General features: G+C 54.6%; 7 protein-coding genes. 3 read left to right on the top strand and 4 right to left on the bottom strand.

Features of this window, described 5'->3' with window-relative positions:
• Positions 1 to 10: 10 nt before the first annotated feature.
• Positions 11 to 928, bottom strand: coding sequence for a hypothetical protein (locus tag NQL71_RS32145; RefSeq protein ID WP_274644882.1), 918 nt, complete (start codon positions 926 to 928; stop codon positions 11 to 13).
• A 185-nt stretch (positions 929 to 1113) separates the two neighbouring features.
• On the opposite strand from NQL71_RS32145, the gene NQL71_RS32140 reads away from it, so the two are divergent.
• Complete coding sequence (locus NQL71_RS32140) at positions 1114 to 1686, top strand: hypothetical protein (protein WP_274644881.1); 573 nt, start codon at positions 1114 to 1116, stop codon at positions 1684 to 1686.
• Positions 1687 to 1932: 246 nt separating this feature from the next.
• Here the strand turns inward: NQL71_RS32140 and NQL71_RS32135 are convergent, their stop codons facing one another.
• The 3 genes from NQL71_RS32135 to NQL71_RS32125 form a co-directional block, all read right to left on the bottom strand.
• A complete protein-coding gene (locus tag NQL71_RS32135; RefSeq protein ID WP_274644880.1) occupies positions 1933 to 8787 on the bottom strand; it encodes a YDG domain-containing protein in 6855 nt (2284 codons plus the stop codon).
• 138 nt (positions 8788 to 8925) lie between these two features.
• Entirely contained in the window at positions 8926 to 16248 is a 7323-nt protein-coding gene (locus tag NQL71_RS32130; RefSeq protein ID WP_274644879.1) for a YDG domain-containing protein, read from the bottom strand.
• A 197-nt stretch (positions 16249 to 16445) separates the two neighbouring features.
• Positions 16446 to 18107 carry a ShlB/FhaC/HecB family hemolysin secretion/activation protein gene (locus tag NQL71_RS32125; RefSeq protein ID WP_274644878.1) on the bottom strand — a complete coding sequence of 554 codons (1662 nt, stop codon included), beginning with the start codon at positions 18105 to 18107 and terminating at the stop codon, positions 16446 to 16448.
• 384 nt (positions 18108 to 18491) lie between these two features.
• Between NQL71_RS32125 and NQL71_RS32120 the strand changes: the two genes are divergently transcribed.
• Together NQL71_RS32120 and serS are read left to right on the top strand one after the other, a co-directional pair.
• Positions 18492 to 19124 (top strand): hypothetical protein, encoded by a 633-nt coding sequence (locus tag NQL71_RS32120; RefSeq protein ID WP_274644877.1) that lies wholly within the window; start codon positions 18492 to 18494, stop codon positions 19122 to 19124.
• Between the two features lie 127 nt (positions 19125 to 19251).
• Positions 19252 to 20538, top strand: a complete 1287-nt coding sequence (gene serS, locus NQL71_RS32115; protein ID WP_274644876.1) for a serine--tRNA ligase — start codon at positions 19252 to 19254, stop codon at positions 20536 to 20538.
• The last annotated feature ends 62 nt before the right edge of the window (positions 20539 to 20600 follow it).

Genomic DNA, 20600 nt, shown 5'->3' with positions numbered 1-20600 from the left:
GCGTTCCACATTACGGCCTCGGTGAGTCGTCCAGATCCAACTGCTGGTAGAGACCCAGGCCGCCCTTGACGTTGATGCCTTTCGCCTTTGCAAAATCGATCAGTTCATTCATGATCTTTTCGCCGAGGTAATTGTGTAGAACGAGTTTCGGGGCTATCCATTCCGAGCCCTGCTGGATCATGGGCTTGTCCATATTCAGGCGCGTTAGGTTGTCCGATAGAACGCCCAATTGGCGCAGGGTAACCCCTTCACCTTCGGATCTGTTCGGATCAAAGTAGGCGGGGTTGGCTCGTAGGAAGTCACCGAGAACGGGATCTACGCCAGCTGGCGATTTATCTTTGAGCTCAAGCCAGTCCTCGAGAGACACCTTGATTGGAACCGGCTTCATCGAATCGGCTATGCCCTTGGGCAAATGTTTGTATTTTTCGTCCTCATCCACCAACACGCCTTCGATGTCGGGTCTGTAAGAGGATAGTGCTGGTTCCTTTAGAAATTCCAACACCATTGGATCAAACGTTTGCATCCAGTCATCTTTGGCGATCAGATCACCAGTGACTGGGTTACCCTGAGATTGCATAGGGGTAGCGGTATCCTCACCAGGGGCTGGCGTCACGTCTCGTTTGGCACCGTATTGCGCGAATGGATTGGGCCCAGTAGGGGGAGTGAAATCACCGTCCACTTCAATTCCCATGGCGTTCCATTTTGCAACTTCAGCCGCCGCGTACGCCGCGCCATCCAGAACTACGACCCTTTCGGTATTAATACCAGAGTGCTGGCCAGGATCAGGATTCACACTACCGCTAGCGAAATAGGCACCTTCAGATCCGTAATTTTTGGAGGCGGTGAAGTCCACTTCCTCGTTTTTTGTGCCGTGGAATACCAGAGGAGCTACAGCCTGGTCTTTCTTGGATGGGTGATCGTCGTTCATGTGACATTCCTGCGCGGTGATGCTGCATCATTTCACTGTACAGAGTATGCGCAAATATGGTCAACGCAGAGTGTCTCCTATGCGCATGGATCGCGCCGCGAAAATCTTATTGTTAGCTGGTGCTTCGAATCGCGGCACTGGTAAATTGAGTAATAGACCCAGTGAAATTTATGTGAGATTTCGTCATGCCTCATCGCTTTGTAACCCGCTGCATAGAAGCCAATGGCGACGACATCAACGAAATGGTCGACATGCCCCTGAAAACCACGATGACCAATGGCTATTTCATTGAGAAGCTGGCGCCAAAGCTGGGCATCGACAAGGAAGTTTTGGGCATGCTCGGGTACGACACCAAGAAGTTTTTCGCCGGCGACTGGGCCATGAATTGCGCTAGGTCGTTTTACCAGGGCATACCTTGCCTTTACGTGCAGCACAGCCGTATCGAGCACGTCTTCGTTGATGTTGATGACGTCCACCTGGTGCTATCGGAAGACGGGGCGAATCAGCGTCAGATCAGAATTTCCGGGTTGAGGGATGACCTCGAGGATATGATCGAAGAACGTAAGCCGTCCTCAACCCGCGACTACTACGCCTTGGCCACGGCATTCTACAAAGAGCATAAGGACGATCTGGACAGCTACCGCATCCCGCTGAGCACCTTTGCCGCCCACCACTGCGACTACGACAAGGCCTTCGCCCAGTTCGATAAAACGCACTATGGGAAAGAGTCAGAACAAGAGGCTCAACCAAGTCGCTGAGGCAAACCCTGGAAGGCCCTTCACTGGGCCATCCAGCCTGCCAGGAGCAAAACCCGAGTCAGTAGGCCTGCGCCTATCCATGGCGGCTACACGGCTTCCTGTGGGCGTCCTACTAGATCAACGCAAATTGTGCAGCAGGCTGCTGCCCAATTTCAGCATCGCTTTTTCGGGTTGTTGAGCAAAGTCGAAAGGGATTGGAAATAACAACAGGCCTTTCGGCCTGTTTTTTAATACTCCAATCTCAGATCAATCGGACTTATCGCTTTGAGTGGTATCTTCCGGCAGCTTCATGCCGAAGTTGGTCAGTCGGTAGTCTCCGATTCCACCTGTCGTTTCAGTTCTCACCTCTTTGATCGGCTGATCGTTCGAGTGTGACACTTTGGTTGTTGCCGAGATCGTTGAGATAACCTCCCTGGCCTGCTCAAGTTGCACGATTACGAGCGGCGGGGTTGGCGGAGTCACAACTGGTGGATTCACAACAGGCGGAGTTATCACTGGAGGTGTCACGACTGGCGGAGTCACCACAGGCGGGGTTATAACCGGTGGAGTCACCACAGGAGGGGGCGCCACTGCTGAGATGTCATACTTCCCGGCAACGAAGGCCAGATTGTAGTTCATGCCAGCATCAAGGGTTCCCTTATTGATCACGTACTCTCCGGCGACTTCGCCAGCGTCTCGAGCCAAGGATCCATTGATGGAGTCGGCCCCGAAGAGGTTGCCCGACGTCAGATTCCAGCCTAGGGCACCATCTGTTTCACCTTCGACCTTGCCGCCATTTACGGCCTTCACGACGAGGTTCGCTTTGGCGATATCGGCAGTGGTTGAGGCCAACGTGTTCCATGTGTAGTTATTGGCATCGATCCCGCTTGCGGTGATACCGGTGACGCTAATCGACTTTGCTGTGCCTGCGTTTTTGTCCGCAAAAGAACCCAGCCCGGAAACGCTCAGGCTATCGCCAGCCACTCGGTTATCCGAGAAGGTCAAGCCGGCTGCCGTTGTTCCGTCGTAGTCCCTGTTGGTACCTGCTGCGGTCACGTTAAGCGCAGCCTTGGCGATGTCTGCTGAGGTTGCAGCGGTTGTGTTCCAGATATAGTTCCCGGCGTCAGCGCCTGTTGCGTTGACACCATTGACGGTGATCGTTTTCCCGGCCCCAGCGTTCTTGTCTGCGAACGTTTTGCTTGACGCTCCGATGACCAGGTCGTCTGCGCCAATGCGATTATCAGTCAAGGTGGCGCCAGCGTTGGTTGAGCCATCGTATGTTTTGTTCACGCCAGCAGCGGTCACTAACAGTGCCGCTTTGGCAATATCGGCTGAAGTGACGGCTGATGTGTTCCAGGTGTAGTTTGCGGCATCAGCCCCGGTCACCGTAATGCCGTTCACCGAGATCGTCTTGCCCAGGCCTGCGTTCTTGTCTGCGAAGACTTTTGAACCAGCGCTCAGCACCAGGTCATCAGACCCAATTCGGTTGTCGTTCAGCGTTGCGGCAGCGGCGGTGGAGCCGTCGTACGTTTTGTTCACACCGGTCGCAGACACATTCAGCGCGGCTTTCGCGATATCTGCAGAGGTTAGCGCAGACGTGTTCCAGATGTAGTTACCAGCATCAGCACCGGTCACGCTGATCCCGTTCACTGTGATCGCTTTGCCAGTGCCTGCATTCTTGTCAGCGAAGGCTTTGCTTCCTGAACTGAGTACCAGATCATCGGAACCAATTCTGTCATCGGCAAGGTTGGCAGCTGCAGTCGTGGTGCCATCGTAGGTCTTGTTGATCCCGTTGGCGGTGACATTCAGCGCCGCCTTTGCGATGTCAGCAGTCGTTACAGCGCTGGTATTCCACGTGTAGTTTCCAGCGTCAGCACCCGTGACATTGATGCCACTTACATTGATCGCCTTGCCTGTACCCGCGTTTTTATCGGCGAAGGCTTTTGAGCCTGCGCTGATGGTCAGATCATCTGCACCAACGCGGTTATCGCCCAAGTTCACACCGGCTGAGCTGCTGCCATTGTATATCTTGTTAACGCCATTCGCGGTGACGGTGAGGGCAGCCTTGGCGATGTCGGCTGCGGTCAATGCCGTGGTGTTCCAGGTGTAGTTAACCGCGTCAGAGCCCGTAACGTTGATGCCGTTCACGGTGATAGTTTTTCCAAGGCCCGCGTTTTTATCCGCGAAGGACTTGCCGGTAGAGCTAAGCACCAGGTCATCGGCGCCTATGCGATTGTCGCTTAGGTTCGCCCCAGCGGTGTTTGTACCGTCGTAGGTCTTATTGACCCCAGTGGCTGTTACCGTCAGTGCAGCTTTGGCGATGTCTGCCGTCGTGGAGGCGCTGTTGTTCCAGGTGTAGTTGCCAGCGTCGGCGCCCGTGACGTTGATCCCAGTGACAGTGATCGCCTTGCTGCTGCCAGCATTTTTATCCGCGAAATTTTTCCCGGTAGCATTCAAGACAAGAACATCAGAACCGATTCTGTCATCAGCCAGGTTCGCACTGGCAGTGGCGCTGCCATCGTATGTCTTGTTCACACCGGTAGCGGTGACATTCAGCGCTGCTTTTGCGATGTCGGCTGACGTGACGGCGGTCGTGTTCCACGTGTAGTTCCCGGCGTCGACACCGGTCACGTTGATGCCGTTGACGGTCAAGGTTTTACCAACGCCTGCGTTTTTGTCAGAGAAGGCCTTGCCTGAAGAGCTGAGCGCGAGGTCGTCAGCACCGATGCGGTTATCGCTCAGATTCGCGCTAGCGACTGTCGTGCCGTCGTAGATCTTGTTCACACCCGAAGCACTTACAGTCAAGGCTGCTTTGGCGATGTCAGCAGAGGCGGTAGCCGAAGTGTTCCAGGTATAGTTGCCGGCATCCGCGCCCGTGACGTTGATGCCGCCCACGGTGATGGATTTACTGGTGCCTGAGTTTTTGTCTGAGAAGGCCTTGGCACCAGATGTCACGACCAGTACATCAGAGCCGATACGATCATCGCTGAGGTTGGCGCCGGCATTCGTCGTGCCGTCGTAGGTCTTATTCACCCCGGTGGCAGTCACGTTTAGGGCCGCCTTGGTGATGTCTGCGGTAGTAACTGCTGAGGTGTTCCACGTGTAGTTGCCAGCATCTGCGCCCGTCACGGTGATTCCATTCACGGTTACGGTCTTGCCAAGGCCGGCATTTTTGTCAGCAAAAGTCTTGCTGCCTGCGCCCAACACCAATACGTCAGAACCGATGCGGTTATCGCTTAGGGTTGCACCAGCAGCCGTTGAGCTATCATACGTCTTGTTCACGCCGGCAGCCGTGACGGTCAGGGCCGCCTTGGCGATGTCGGCAGTAGTCGACGCTGAGGTGTTCCAGGTGTAGTTCCCTGCATCCGTACCGGTTACGGTGATACCGCTCACCGTGATCGTTTTGCCTGTACCGGCATTTTTGTCAGAGAAGGCCTTGCCCGTTGAACTGAGAACCAGGTTGTCCGCACCGATACGGTTATCGCTCAGGGTAGCGCCAGCATTGGTGGTGCCGTCATAGGTCTTGTTCACGCCAGCAGCGGTCACCGACAATGCAGCTTTGGTAATGTCAGCCGAGGTAGCGGTGGAGGTGTTCCACGTATAGTTACCAGCGTCAGCGCCTGTGACAGTGATGCCGTTTACGGTGATTGTTTTAGCCACCCCGGCGTTTTTGTCAGCGAAGGCATTAGTGGTTGAGCCAATCACCAGAACATCGGAGCCAAAGCGATTGTCAGTCAAATTGACACTGGCTCCGGCTGTGCCGTCGTAGGTTTTGTTGACTCCCGTCGCGCCGACAGTCAGGGCGGCCTTGGTGATGTTGGCCGTCGTGGTGGCGCTCGTGTTCCAGGTGTAGTTTCCGGCGTCAGCGCCTGTTACGGTGATTCCGCCGATAGTGATGGTCTTACCATTGCCCACGTTTTTGTTGGCAAAGGTGCTGGAGGCGGATCCGATCACCAGAGAGTCGCTGCCCAGGCGGTTATCACTAAACGTCGTGCCTGCAGTAGTGGTGCCGTCGTAGGTCTTGTTATCGCCGGTGGCCGTGATGCTCAGGTTGGCCTTGTTGATAACGACGGTTTTAGGCGCCGCTTCAACGATGTCGTAGCCGAACTGGGTCGAGTAGAAGAGATCGGTGGTGTAGGTGCCTGCATTTCTTATTGCCAGGCCGCCACCGTAGGTATTACCGCCCAAGATATACCGAGCATCGTTAGTGGCGCGGGGATCCCAGGTCAAGTTGTACCAGTCCGTATACAGATCACTCGTCGAGTATCCGAAAGCGGTGCCGGCATCCAACTCAGCTCTGGTGACGGCATGGCCTGAGTAGGTCAGGGTTTTGTCGTTACCGCTAACTGACACAGTCGGCATCACAAAACGCATCAGGGGCGCTGTGAAGCCATTGTAGATGCGCCAGATTTCGCCGGTACCACCCAAAGTGCCGATGTTCCAGTTAGCAAAGGTAGAGGCCGCTCGCATTTGGGCCGTGGTTTTGCCAAGCCCGTGAACACTGGTCGCTTGACCTGATAATTGGGTATCCCAGAAGCTTTCGGAGATGGTGTTGCCTGTTCCAAAACCGCTGTATCCACCGTAGTTTAGCGAAGCGGAAACCAGGCCGAGAGAATAGGTGAAATTGACGACAGACGTTGCCACTGACCCGAGGAATCCGCCGACGTATCGGGTGCCGGTGACATCACCACCTGCATAGGCGTTAGAAATCGCGCCTGATACATCACGCCCGGCGAAGCCGCCGACGTAGTTTGTGCCAACCACCCTGGAGGTAGAAAATGCTTGGTTGATGGTGCCGGTCGAAAGGTCGCCGACCAGGCCACCGGTGTAGGTGGTACCCGTCACATTGCCGCTGGCATAGACGTTGTTGACGTTCAGGTTTACCGATTTACCAATCAGGCCACCCGTTTGGGTCTGGCCGTCTACTTGTCCTGTTGCGTAGGAATTGATGAGAGATCCGCCAGTGGCGTAGCCAATCAAACCACCCGTGGCTTGCACGCCGGAGACTGCACCACCTTGAGCAGAACCCAGGCTGATTGTGCTGTTTTTGCTGTAGCCGAATAAACCGCCTACAAAGTTGGCCCCGATGATGTTGCCTGTACTGAGCAGGCCTTCATAGGTGCTGTTTTGTGAGTAACCCGCAATACCGCCCGTGTAATCACTGTCGGCATCTTTACCGGTTACCGACCACCCGGTGTAATACGAATAGATCATGTCCGAATCGATGACGTACCCGATCAGGCCGCCAACGTCGTTTGTGCCCGCTACAACAGCGCTGCTTTCTAGGTTTCGCAGCGTTAAGTTGTTACCCCAACCTATGACCCCGCCGACACCGTCGGCGTTAGTGCCGTTGACCGTGCCACTAGTTACTACGTTAAAGACCGTGCTGTTTTCCAGGTACCCGGCAAGCATGCCGGTGTAGCCAAAGCCATCAACAGCACCGTTCAGTTTGATGTTGGAAAGGGTGGCATTGCTCGCCTGACCAATTAATCCGGAATAGTCGTTAGCCAGATTAATCCTGAGATTGGTGATCGAGTTGTTGAATCCATCAACCACCAGACCATCGATCATTCCTACATCCCAACCTCCTGGCGGAACATAGCCAGCACCACTGTTCCAGGTGCCGGTTGCAGAAGCATCAATGTTGTCGACGATTGCAAATCGTTGGTTGTTGGTAGCATTCGAGAGCAGGGCCAGGTCAGCTACCGTCCTGATCATCGTGTAGTTGATGCCGTTGACCGAAAAGGTCGAGTTGGCACCGGGCATCCGTAACCTAACGTCAGGGGAGATGTAGTATTCCCATGGCGCGTTGATGGCTAAGCCTGCGCTGGCCCCCGTAGCGGTGATGTTCGCATGGATGTTGACCATGTTATGGGCGGTCAACGTCAGCTTGGTGTTGGCTGACCAGCTAACGTCGGCGTTGACGTTGATGTCGCCGGATTGACTGCCTGCAGCCGATGTCTGCAGTGTCACGTTCGTTGACGCCAGGTTAGTTTTAAGGGTTGTGGCGCCAATTTTGGAGGTCGTTTGCGCGGCTGTGCCACTCACGATTGTGAAGTCCGTTGGGTCTATCAGCCAATCGCCGGTTTTGCCTTCTTTTGCTAGGGTGGTGACCTTGGTGCCATCCTTGACGATCAAGTTAGGGCCGGAGGTCTCAATAAAGCCACCATTGCCGTTAACCGGGGCGCTGGCATCCAGGGTTCCGCCCACCATGACCGTACCGCTGTCCACGCCACCATCGAGAAATATCTTGCCTGCGTGAGTTCCGATGGTTTGGGCTTGAACGATACCGTCGTTGTTCACGACTGTGTTGAGCAAGGCGTTGCTCGCTCTAGCGGTCATCAAGACGTTGCCGCCGTCGGCCTGGATCAGGCCTTTGTTGTCGACCAGGGCGTTGACTGAGCTTTTCTTTACCAGAATGTTGACTAGGCCATCGCCAGCAAAGTCTAGCGTCACGGCATCGCCAGCGGCCATAGCCGCTGTGCCGAGCTTGGCTTTGATGATGCCGTTGTTCTTGACCGATTTTCCAAGCAGGGCGACGTAACCGCCGTCAGCCGCTTGCAGTTGGCCGAGGTTAGTCACCTCGCCATTCTTGCCGCCCTCGGCGGCGAAGGAGTAATCACCGTTCTTGAATTTTTCATCGGTGATGTTCATCGTCGAAGCGACCAGGCCGCCGACGTTGACCTGAGCATCTTTGCCGAAAATCACCCCGTTCGGGTTGATCAGGAACACTTGGCCGTTGGCGTCGATTTTGCCAAGAATGGCGCTGCCATCACTACCGACGACGCGGTTCAGCGCTATCGATTCTTTGCTCGGTTGCGCGAAAATCACCTGGCCGTCGGCGCCGACGTTGAAACTCTGCCAGTTGATGCCTAATTTTTCGGTGTTTTGCTTGATGACCATCTGGTTGCCACCGTTGTTGACGATGGTGCCTTCACCCACACTGATCACGCCACCCTGAGGAAGGGTTGCGGCGGAGGCGCCAGCCGGGGAGAGCAGAATCAGCGCAATCATCACGTTAAGTGCTTTTGCACCCGATTTTGAGCTGCGCTTGGTGCCTTCGGCGACGACAACCCAAGCATTTTGAGCCGTGCTCCAAATGATATTATGGATTCTGTTCATGGGAGGCGGCCTCTGACTTACTCGTGGTAAGTTTTCTTATTATTGTCAATTCACAGCATATCATGCTGAGGTTTGACAATCTACAATTCGACATTTGTTGGAAATAAAAACAGGTCTTTCGACCTGTTTTTTATTCCATTATTGGTCGGAGTTATCGCCTGTCGTTGAATCTTCCGGAAGTTTCATGCCGAAGTTGGTGAGTCGGTAGTCGCCAATTCCACCATTTGTATCGGTTCTCACTTCTTTTAGTGGCTGCTCGGTTGAGTGCGAGACTTTGGTCGCTGCACTGATGGTCGAAATCACCTCTTTAGCTTGCTGAAGTTGTGCATTCACGACCGGTGAGGTTGGCGGTGTCACGACTGGCGGCTCAACAATCACCGGAGGAGTGACAACCGGTGGGGTGATCGGATCGACGACGACCGGTGGGGTCACCACTGGAGGGGTTATCACTGGAGGCGTCACCACTGGAGGGGTTACCACCGGAGGCGTCACCACTGGAGGGGTTACCACCGGAGGCGCGGTGATGTCATACGTGCCGGCAACAAAAGCCAGGTTATAGTTCGCGCCAGCATCGAGAGTGCCTTTGTTGATGGCGTACTGCCCGGACACTTCACCAGCATCTCGAGCCAACGCGCCATTAATCGAATCACTGCCGAACAAGCTGCCCGACTGGAGGCTCCAATTCAACACTCCATCTGTATCACCTTCTGTCTTGCTGCCATTTATCGCTTTCACGGTAAGGTTCGCTTGGGCGATATCGGCGGCAGTCACAGCAAGCGTGTTCCAGGTGTAGTTCCCAGCGTCGGCACCGGTCACGGTGATACCAGATACGCTGATCGATTTCCCTGTGCCCGCATTTTTATCGGCGAATGATCCGAGGCCAGAAACACTTAGGGTGTCGCCTGCTACCCGGTTGTCTGCGAAGGTCAGTCCCGCCACGGTTGTCCCATCGTAGGACTTGTTGGCGCCGGCTGCGGTTACGTTGAGCGCGGCCTTGGCGATGTCCGCAGTGGTTGTTGTCGAGGTGTTCCAGGTGTAATTGGCGGCATCAGCACCAGCGACGCTGATTCCGTTAACAGAGACCGTCTTTCCCAAGCCTGCATTTTTGTCTGCAAAGCTTTTCCCAGCAGAGCTGACCACCAGATCATCGGAGGCTATGCGGTTATCGCTGAGATTGGCGGCAGCGGCTGTCGAGCCGTCGTATGTTTTGTTCACGCCAGCGGCGGTGATGCTGAGGGCGGCCTTGGCGACGTCTGCCGTGGTAGAGGCAGTCGTGTTCCATGTGTAGTTCCCGGCGTCGACCCCGGTGACGTTGATACCGTTAACCGTGATCAGTTTACCGACCCCGGCGTTTTTGTCTGCAAAGGACTGACTCGAGGAGCTGATCACCAGGTTGTCAGCGCCAAGATGGTTGTCGCTTAAGTTCGCGTTAGCGGCTGTCGTGCCGTCATAGACTTTATTGGTGCCGACAGCGGACACTGTCAGACCTGCTTTGGCGATATCTGCACTGGTCGTTGCGGAAGTGTTCCAAACGTAGTTGACTGCATCGACACCCGTGACGGAAATGCCGCTGACGGAGACCGTCTTGCCGGTGCCCGCATTCTTGTCAGCGAAGGTGCTGCTTCCTGCAGTCAAGGCCAGAACATCAGTGCCGATCCTGTCGTCGCTGAGCGTTGAACTGGCGTTGGTGGTTCCATCATAGGTTCTGTTAACGCCAGAGGCAGTCACGTTGAGCGCCGCTTTGGCAATGTCAGCCATGGTGGTGGCAGTCGTGTTCCAAACGTAGTTCCCGGCGTCGGCACCCGTTACTGTGATGCCGGCTACGTTGATGCTTTTACCTACGCCGGCATTTTTGTCGGAGAAGGATTTAGCGCCAGAGCCTATGATTAACACGTCGGAGCCGATGCGGTCATCACTCAGGCTTGCTGAAGCTACCGTCGTGCCATCGTAGGTTTTGCCTACGCCAGAAGCCGTCACGGTCAAAGCAGCTTTCGTGATGTCGGCTGTTGTGGCTGCCGTGGTGTTGAACGTGTAGTTCCCGGCGTCAGTTCCGGTGACGTTGATACCAGTGACATTGAGGGCCTTGCCGACCCCGACATTTTTGTTTGCGAAGGTGGCTGCTGCTGAACTCACGTTCAGCACATCTGCGCCAAAGCGGTTGTCACCCAAGGTGATACCGGCTGTCATTGTGCCGTCATACGTTTTGTTTACCCCAGTAGCGGTCACAGTCAGCGCGGCTTTGGCGACATTCGCTGAGGTCACCGCAGACGAGTTCCACGTGTAGTTGGCCGCGTCCGCGCCTGAGACTGTGATCCCATTGACGGAGACCAATTTACCGGCACCTGCATTTTTGTCGGTGAATGCGCTGCTGCCTGCGCTAACGACCAGTACATCCGAACCAATCCGGTTGTCGCTGAGCGTTGTGCTGGCGTTGGTGCTTCCGTCGTAGGTCTTGTCGAGGCCTGATGCGCTCACCGTGAGGGCAGCCTTGGTGATATCGGCACTGCTCGTGGTCGAGGCATTCCAGGTGTAGTTGCTCGCATCCGCACCGGTGACGTTAATCCCGCTGACGGTTACGGTTTTACCGGTGCCGGCATTTTTGTCCGAGAAGGTGCTACTGCCGGCGCTTAAGGTCAGGACATCGGAGCCGAGTCTGTCATCGCCAAGCGTCGAACCCGCGTTGGTGGTGCCATCGTAGGCCCTGTTCGCCGCCGTGGCCGTGACGTTCAGTGCGGCCTTGGCAATGTCAGCCGAGGTAACCGCCGTCGTGTTCCACGTATAGTTTGAAGCGTCAGTCCCGGTCACGGTGATGCCAGTGACGGTGATGGTTCTGTTCAGGCCAGCGTTCTTGCCGCTGAAGTTTTTGCTGGTAGCGCTGACTGTAAGGACATCCGAGCCAATGCGGTTATCCGCCAGAGAGGCGTCGGCATTCGTCGTGGTGTCATAGGTTTTGTTGACACCGGTGGCGGTGACGTTGAGCGCCGCCTTGGCGATATTCGCCGCCGTGCTCGCCGTCGTATTCCAAGTATAGTTGGCGGCATCGGCACCGGTTACGTTGATACCGGTGACCGTGATGGTTTTACCAACGCCAGCATTTTTGTCTGCGAAGGATTCGCCGGAAGAGGTTAGAGTCAGGTCATCTGCACCGATCCGATTGTCGCTCAAATTCGCGTTAGCGTCTGTGGTTCCGTCATAGGTCTTGTTGATACCTGATGCACTCACGGTCAGTGCAGCTTTGGTGATATCAGCACTGGTGGAGGTCGAGGTGTTCCAAACGTAGTTTCCTGCATCCGCACCCGTGACGGTTATTCCGCTGATCGTGACAGTCTTGCCTGTGCCCGCATTTTTATCCGCGAAGGCGTTGCTGGCAGCGCCTAAAACCAACACGTCGGAACCGATTCTGTCGTCGCTTAGGGTTGATCCTGCGCTGGTGGTGCCGTCGTAGGCCCTGCTCACCCCTGTGGCGGTTACGTTGAGGGCTTTCTTGGCAATGTCGGCGGTGGTGACTGAAGAGGTATTCCACGTGTAGTTCGATGCATCCGAACCGGTCACGGTGATGCCACTCACCGTAACGGTTTTTCCGGCTCCTGCGTTTTTGTTTGCAAAACTACCGGACGAATATCCGAGTACCAGCGCATCTGTTCCGAGGCGGTTGTCACTGAGGGTTGCGCCAGCGTTGGTATTCCCATCGTAGGTCTTGTTGGTGCCGATGGCAGTGACTGCCATGGCTGCTTTGGCAATGTCTGCAGTTGTCGTCGTGGTGGCGTTCCAAACGTAGTTGGACGCGTCAGCACCGGTCACCGTGATGCCGCCGACGGTAATGGTTTTACCAGTTCCGGCATTCTTGTCGGTGAAGTTTTTGGAGCCAGCGCTTACAACCAGCGAATCGCCGCTAATGCGATTATCGTTTAGCGATGCGCCGGCGACGGTGGTGCCGTCGTACGTTTTGCTCACGCCTGCGGCGGTCACGTTCAGCGCTGCCTTAGTGATATTGGCCGTGGTGGAGGCGGTCGTGTTCCAAATGTAATTATCTGCATCCACGCCTGTCACGTTGATGCCAGTGATTGAGACGACCTTTCCGGTGCCGGCGTTTTTGTCAGAGAACGTTACGCCGGTCGAACTAACCACGACATCGTCGGCACCAAAGTGGTTGTCACTGAGAGTCACTGATGCCGCAACCGTTCCATCGTAGACTTTATTGCCCCCTGTGGCCGTGACGTTGAGGATCGCCTTGTTGATGTCTGCTGTTGCGGTAGTCGGAAGTGAAACGATATTATAGTTGCCCGCGTCAGCGCCACCGAGAGTGGCTCCAGAAATTGTTACCGTCTTGCCTGTACCCGCATTTTTGTCGTCAAACGTAGCCAAGGCAGAAAGCACTACGTCGTCGCCAGCGATGGCATCTGATGTGAAATTGATGTCGGCCAAACTTGATCCATCGTAAACCTTATTCACTCCAGTACCGGTCGCTGAAAGGTCTTTTTTGTTAACCGTTAGGGTGAAATCTCCTTGCTGATCAAAGTTCATTCCCATTTGATTGGAATAAAATCGGTCAAGGGTATAGGTGCCAGCATTCCGGATCGCCGAGCCACCACTGGTATCCCCGCCGATTAACCCAGTACCAGCGATTGCTCTGTAGAAAAATGTGTCAGAACCGTAGCCGAAGCTAGGCACGACGATATCGGCTGATGTGAGTGTTCGGCCTTGATAGGTCGTGGATATTACGGAGCCTGGTGAAGATCCATAGGGCATCATAAACGTCAGGAGAGGAACGCTTTTACCATCGTAGATACGCCACAGAGCGGTGCGATCACTGCCGATAGTATCGGCGCCCCAGCCTGCAAACGTGGCAGCTGAACGCATCTCCAAGTTCGTTTTACCAACGCCAACCGCACTGATAGCTGAGCCCGTTAAATCAATATCCCAGACTGCGTTTTGAATCGTTCCACCTGTCGAATGACTGATGAAACCAGAGCCACCATCGGCGAAGGTGGTTGAGTAAACGCGATCCAGATTGGCGTTAAGCGCGTTATAGGCAAAGCCGCCGACTTTGGTTGGGTCGAGGGCGCCTGAAATTGCGCTGATGCTTCCCGATGAATATGAATTGGTGATTGTCGTTCCAGACATGTCGACAATCAAACCGGCTCCATATCCATTGGTTTTTACGTTTGATAGCGAGAAAGCCTGGTCAATGGTCGTTCCACCATCATCGGTGCCGATCAATCCAGCGGCATAGTTTTGCCCACTCACATCACCCGTAGTGTAAACCATGGAAATGGTCGAACCGTAGCCTTTGCCCAACAAGCCACCCACGTTGTATCCGCCTTTTACCGCCGATGCGCTGTAGGCTTTGTTGATAGTGGTAGAACTGGCGTTGCCAATAAGGCCGCCGATTTCGTTTACGCCTTCCACGGTGCCAGATGATTTCACCTGGGCGACATTGGTTGAATCAGATACGCCCACAGCGCCACCAACATTGTTGCCTGTGGCTTTTACGTCCCCTTGGAAAGAACTGTCAGAGAGGTTGTTAATCGTCGTGGGTGCAGTAGAGCCACCAGCAGATTGGCCGACAAGGCCGCCGACATTTGAAGTGCCCGAGACGTTGGATTTTACGTCGACGAAGTTAACAACACTGCCTGACAAGTAACCAGCGATACCTCCGCTGTTAGTACCGCCATTCACGGTTCCAGAGAGTGCAAGGTCACTCAGATAGCCTTCTTTGAAGGATCCCGCGAGAAGGGCGGTGTTATTACCGCCCAACACATTGCCAGAAAGCTTGAGACTTCGAACGGAAGCCCCGGTGGCGTAGCCAATAAGCCCAATCCCAGCATCGCTCCCCCGATTGATGGTGAGATCGGTGATGGAATGGCCAAGCCCTAGTAAGACACCTGTGAAGGGGTTGACCAAGGTGCCCATAGGCTTGTAACCAAGACCTCCGTCCCAGGAATTTGACGAGGCTGCATTGATGTTGTTGCCGATCACATAATTACCGGATACCGATCCGGTGTTCCAATTTTGTAGGTCGGCAAGATTTCGAATGACTTGGTAGTTTTCTCCATTTAGTGCGAATGTGGAGTTGGCACCGTTCAGGTTTATGGTATGCCCAAAGAAACCGATGGTCTGTGCGTTGGATCTCGGATCGGCACCATAATTTAAGGCTAGGCCGCCATTTGCGCCGTTGACATTGATGTTGCCGTATAATTCGATGCCGGTATGGGCAGTCAGCGTCAACGTGGTGTCTGCACTCCAGGAAAGATCACCGTAGAGGGTCATTTTCCCACCCCAGCCGAACGCGCTTGAGGTTTCCAATGCTACGTTTGTACTGGAAAGATTGCTGACCAGGGTGTCAACACCAATGCCGAAACTGCTGAGAGGGTCATTGCCGCCATAAATCGTAAAGTCCTGCGGATCAACAAGCCATAGGCCTGTTTTTCCAGCTTTGCTTAAGGTCGTGACCCTCGTATCCGCCGCGATTTTTACATTTTTTGCCGAGGTCTCAATGAATCCGCCGTCACCGGTTGTGGGAGCGCTGGCATCCAGCGTTCCAGCGACCTCTAAAGTGCCGCCTTCCATACCGCCATCAAGGAAGATTTTCCCGCCTCGAGAACCAATGGTTTGCGCCTCGATGACACCCTCGTTGTTGACGACGGTATTGAGCAGAGCATTTGAAGCCCGCGCCGTCATCAACACACTGCCTCCGTCAGTTTTGATCAGGCCTTTGTTCTCGACCAGGGCGTTAACGCTGCTTTGTTTGACCTGAATGTTGACCAGACCATCGCCAGCAAAGTCCAGCGTCACAGCATCACCAGCGGCCATAGCCGCTGTGCCAAGCTTGGCCTTAATGATACCGTTGTTCTTGACCGATTTTCCAAGCAGGGCGACGTAACCGCCGTCAGCGGCTTGCAGTTGGCCAAGGTTGATCACTTCACCATTTTTGCCGCCATCGGCGGTGAAAGAGTAATCACTGTTCTTGAATTTTTCATCGGTGATATTCATCGTAGAAGCGACCAAGCCGCCGACGTTGACCTGAGCATCTTTGCCGAAAATCACCCCGTTCGGGTTGATCAGGAATACCTGGCCGTTGGCGTCGATCTTGCCGAGAATCGCGCTGCCATCGCTACCGACGACGCGGTTCAGCGCTATCGATTCTTTGCTCGGCTGGGTGAATATCACCTGGCCGTCGGCGCCGACATTAAAGCTCTGCCAATTGACACCTAGTTTATCGGTGGTCTGTTTGATGACGAGTTGGTTGCCACCGTTGTTGACGATGGTGCCCTGTCCCACACTGATCACGCCACCCTGCGGAAGGGTTGCAGCGGAGGCGCCAGCCGGGGACAGCAGAATCAGCGCGATCATTACGTTAAGCGCTTTCGCGCCGGATTTTGCGCTGCGCTTTGTGCCCTCAGCGACCACGATCCAGGCGTTCTGAGTCGTGCTCCAAATGATATTGTGGATTTTGTTCACTGGGCATTACCTTGGACTTACTCGTGGTAAGTATTCTTATTATTGTCAATTCACATCATATCATATCTCTAAAACTGATAATGAGGTACCCACTACTGGAGCCTGTTAGGCCTGTTCGGAGAAAATAAGGTAATTATCCAGAAACAGAAACAGAAAAAGCAGGCCAGGCCTGCTTTCTACCGAACAGATTGAAGCCTTTAGAACGATTTAATCAATTGAACCCAGAATTGATGGCTGTCTGGGGTCGACTCTGTGGATCCGGAGACTTTCCATGACCCAACCATGCTGACCTTCCAGTCTTTCCCGAAGAGGTCTACACCAACACCCGCACCGGATTTTGTTGCCTTATTCTTCGAATTGTCCCAAGCATCCTGATTGATGTGCACTTGGCCAATGTCATAGAAAGTGTTCAGCACGACCATATCTGTTAGGGAGTAATGCAAGTCCAGGTTGGCGAGCCACCCGGTATCGCCACTGGAGTCACCCTGTTTGAAGGCCCTGACTGCCTGGGCGCCGCCGACATCGAACTTCTCAGCAGAGTCCAGGTTGTTATCTGCAAGTTGGCCGCTGAGCCGGGCAGCCAGACTCAGCTTGTCGGTGATGCGTTGGGTTCTGGAGAACATGCCGTCGATTTTGGTGTAATGACCATCGGTGCCAGCAGATAGATCGTCGATGGCTTTGACGTCAGCTGACTGAATGTTCACCACGCCGGCATGATAGTTGACAGCAAAGCTGTTGAGCCCACCGCCCAGGAATTCGTCATAGGCACTTCCGCTCAGACCGAACGACCAGCTGTTGATCGTCTTCTGTGATTTGCTCTCAAACAGATCGACGTCGTCCTTGAGTACCGTGTTGTCGAATTGCAAAGACGCGTTCAGGTTGGTTTGACGCGTGCGCACGATAGGGTAGAGGCCGTAAGCACTGGTAACACGCGAAGTGCCATGGGCCTCGAAGAAACCAAACTCACGGCCCAGTCGATAATCCATCTCGGAGAAGGAGCTGCCTAGCTGCAAACCTGAGCCACCTACCGGGGCCTGATAGGCAATTCGCCCGTATTGCTGTTTACCCTCAGATGCCATCACACGGGTGGTGAGCTGATCACCGATCCCCAGCGGGCTGTTGACATTAACTGTCACGCCCATGCGGTTGGTGCCGGTGTACTTGTTGCCGTAGTTGTCGGCGTCAACGTAGCCGCTAATGAGTTCTTTCTGCTTGATATCCACGTCAAGCGCGGTGGTGCCCACTCGGCTACCCGGCTTCAGGGTTGAGTTTACCCCAGTGCCTGGAAGGTCAGAGATCAGCAGCAGCTTACGCTCAAGCGATGTGCGGTACACCACATCATCGGTCGCGAAGTCACCGAGAAAGCGGTTGAGCGTGGCATCCGAGGTTCTTGAGGTGTTGTGCAGGCCGATGTTGTCGTACTTACCCTCAAGGATCTCAATTTTGATCTTGCCGTCTGTGATTTCCTGACGGGGCAGGTAAGCCTTGGCCAGGAAAAATCCTTCACGGTGGTAGTAATTGGAGATCGCGTCGGCAGCGTCCTGGATCTCAGCCAACGTGAGCTCTTTACCAACAGAACTTTCCACCAGCTTCTGCAGTACATCCGTCGGGATTGCGCTGTTGCCCCCGATTTCAAACTGACTGACCTGGATGGTAGCGCCGCCAGGCTTTGCATTGGATTTCGCTTCAGCAGAGCGAGGAGCCTGCAGATTTACTTTGAAGTCAGACGGCTGATAGCTGTTGGTCGGCTCGAGAATCCGGATGGCCTGACCTGCGTCTGGAATATAGGGGGAGGCCGCATAAACAGAGGCAGTCTGCAGCAAAATGGCCGCAGTAAGCAGATTCAGAGAAAATCGCATTGGTGACTTCCGTTATTTTATGCGCCTGGAGGGCGCTTTTTATTGTTAACCAATGGGGCGGGATTCTAGATTATTTGATTATATATTGACAGAAAAAGATCGAGGGTCTTATCCCGTATTTACTGGCTTAAACTGATGTCGGCGAGGGCCATTAGGGTGATCAATGGCCTCTCGTGTAGCCCACTCGTATTTCGCAACACAGGGGTAAAACGAATAATATCAATTGCCAATTGGCGTGCCCAGCCCTTGCCAGGCAAGGGAAAGGCCAATGCTCCATCGCAAATTTTTCACCCGCGATGCTCATCTCGCTGGCGGATGGCTTTCATTTCACTGGGTTTTCGGTATATTCGCTGTCTCCCTAGACGATGTACAGAGCCAATAGACATGACCAGCCTCAAAATCGTGAGCGATGCTGCCCAAACCCCGATGCAGGCGGCAGACCGACTAGAGAAGCTGCAGTTCAAGCAACTGAAGCACGATGAGATCTACCATAGCGACATCTGCTTGCTGCGTATTCAGGCCAGGATTGCTCACCACACGCTTCACCTGGGCAAATACTCAGGGAAAATGGCGCAAGCCCTGGTTACGAAGGAGGGCGTTGACTCCAAGAGCCTGACGAAAACAGTCCTCGATGCACTGATCATCGTGATGTCCTCTGCAAACACCTTGAATCTGCCGCTGTGGAACATCACAGGCGCTGAAGATGATTTGCAGGGCGCCCTTGATGGTCGCCAACAGTCCGGCGATGAGCAGGCACATATCCTGAGCTATGTGATCATCGTGGGTAAGCTCGCCAAAGCGGTCGAAGCCCTTGACCATGTAGAGAGCTTCGATAGTCGAACTGCCTACGAACACAACCTCAAGGCGTTGTGGATTGTACTTTTGACGTTCTGGCGAGTGCTTACGGACGTGCCACTGGAGTCCGCGCTGACAGCTCGCATGGCGGGGATTGAATCAAAGCACATTTTCTATCGGCGACAGCTCAAGTACATCGATGACTACTGCAACGCAGTCTAAGTCCTCTACGGGGCAATTGGACTCAGAAATGAGCTCTCAAACAGCCCTCAGTGAAGGTCATTATTTAGCAATTATAGGGGTCTACCCGCCCTTACTCTTGAGTAAAAACGGATGACAGGAGTTCGAAATGCTCGACCAAAAACTGTTACGCACTGACCTGGGAGCTATTGCTCTGCGCCTGGCAAGTCGCGGGTTCACATTGGACGTTGGCCGCTTGGAGATGTTGGAATCCCAGCGAAAGGCGATTCAGACCCGCACCGAGCAACTTCAGTCAGAGCGTAATAGCCGGGCCAAAGCCATTGGTCAGGCCAAGCAGCGCGGTGAAGACATCGCGCCTCTGACGGCAGATGAAGCGGCCACGGCCACAGAATTGGTTGAGTGCAAAAACAAGCTCGAGGGTATTCAGGCGGAACTGGACGCCATCATGATGGCGATCCCCAACTTGCCTCATGCGTCGGTACCCGTCGGTGAAGATGAAAGCGGTAACGTCGAAGTGCGCAGATGGGGAGCGCCGAGCGAGTTTGACTTCCCGGTAAACGATCACGTGACACTGGGTGAGAATTTGGGCTGGCTGAATTTCGACATCGCTACGAAACTCTCCGGCTCGCGGTTTGCGATCATGTGTGGGCCTATTGCACGCCTGCACCGGGCGCTGGCGCAGTTCATGCTCGACCTGCATACCAGCGAAGCCCACGGCTACGAAGAAGCCTACACCCCTTACCTGGTGCAAGCTGCTGCGTTGAAGGGTACCGGGCAACTGCCGAAGTTCGAAGAGGATCTGTTCAAGATCAGCAGGCCGGGGGAAGGGGATCTTTACCTGATCCCGACGTCGGAGGTGACCTTAACCAACACCGTCGCCGGCGCCGTACTCGATGCGAAAGACTTGCCTATTCGCTTGGTCGCGCACACGCCGTGTTTCCGCAGCGAAGCTGGATCGTCCGGTCGCGACACCAGAGGCCTGATTCGTCAGCACCAGTTCGACAAGGTGGAAATGGTACACATCGTGACCCCGGATCAGTCCGAGGCCGCGTTGGAGACCATGACTGGGCATGCCGAGAAGGTGCTGCAATTGCTGGGTCTTCCATATCGTGTGCTGGCCTTGTGCACTGGCGACATGGGCTTTAGCGCGGTCAAGACTTACGACTTGGAAGTGTGGATCCCAAGCCAGGAGAAGTACCGAGAAATCTCCTCCTGCTCGAACTGTGGCGACTTCCAGGCCCGTCGCATGATGGCCCGCTGGCGCAACCCTACCACCGGCAAACCAGAGCTGGTGCACACGCTGAATGGCTCTGGTCTGGCAGTCGGTCGTACGTTGGTGGCCGTGTTGGAAAACTACCAGCAGGCTGACGGCTCGATTGTGGTGCCGGTGGCGTTGCGCCCTTACATGGGCGGCATCGACGTGATTGGCCAGTAATAACCCTCAGCGCAGCCTTCACAGGCTGCGCTGGCTTCTTCGCGGCTGAGCCCGAAGTCCCT

This window comes from Pseudomonas serbica (assembly GCF_028823535.1).
Classification (GTDB): domain Bacteria; phylum Pseudomonadota; class Gammaproteobacteria; order Pseudomonadales; family Pseudomonadaceae; genus Aquipseudomonas; species Aquipseudomonas serbica.
Note: the sequence above shows the minus strand (reverse complement) of the source record. Positions and strands in the feature narration are given on the sequence as shown.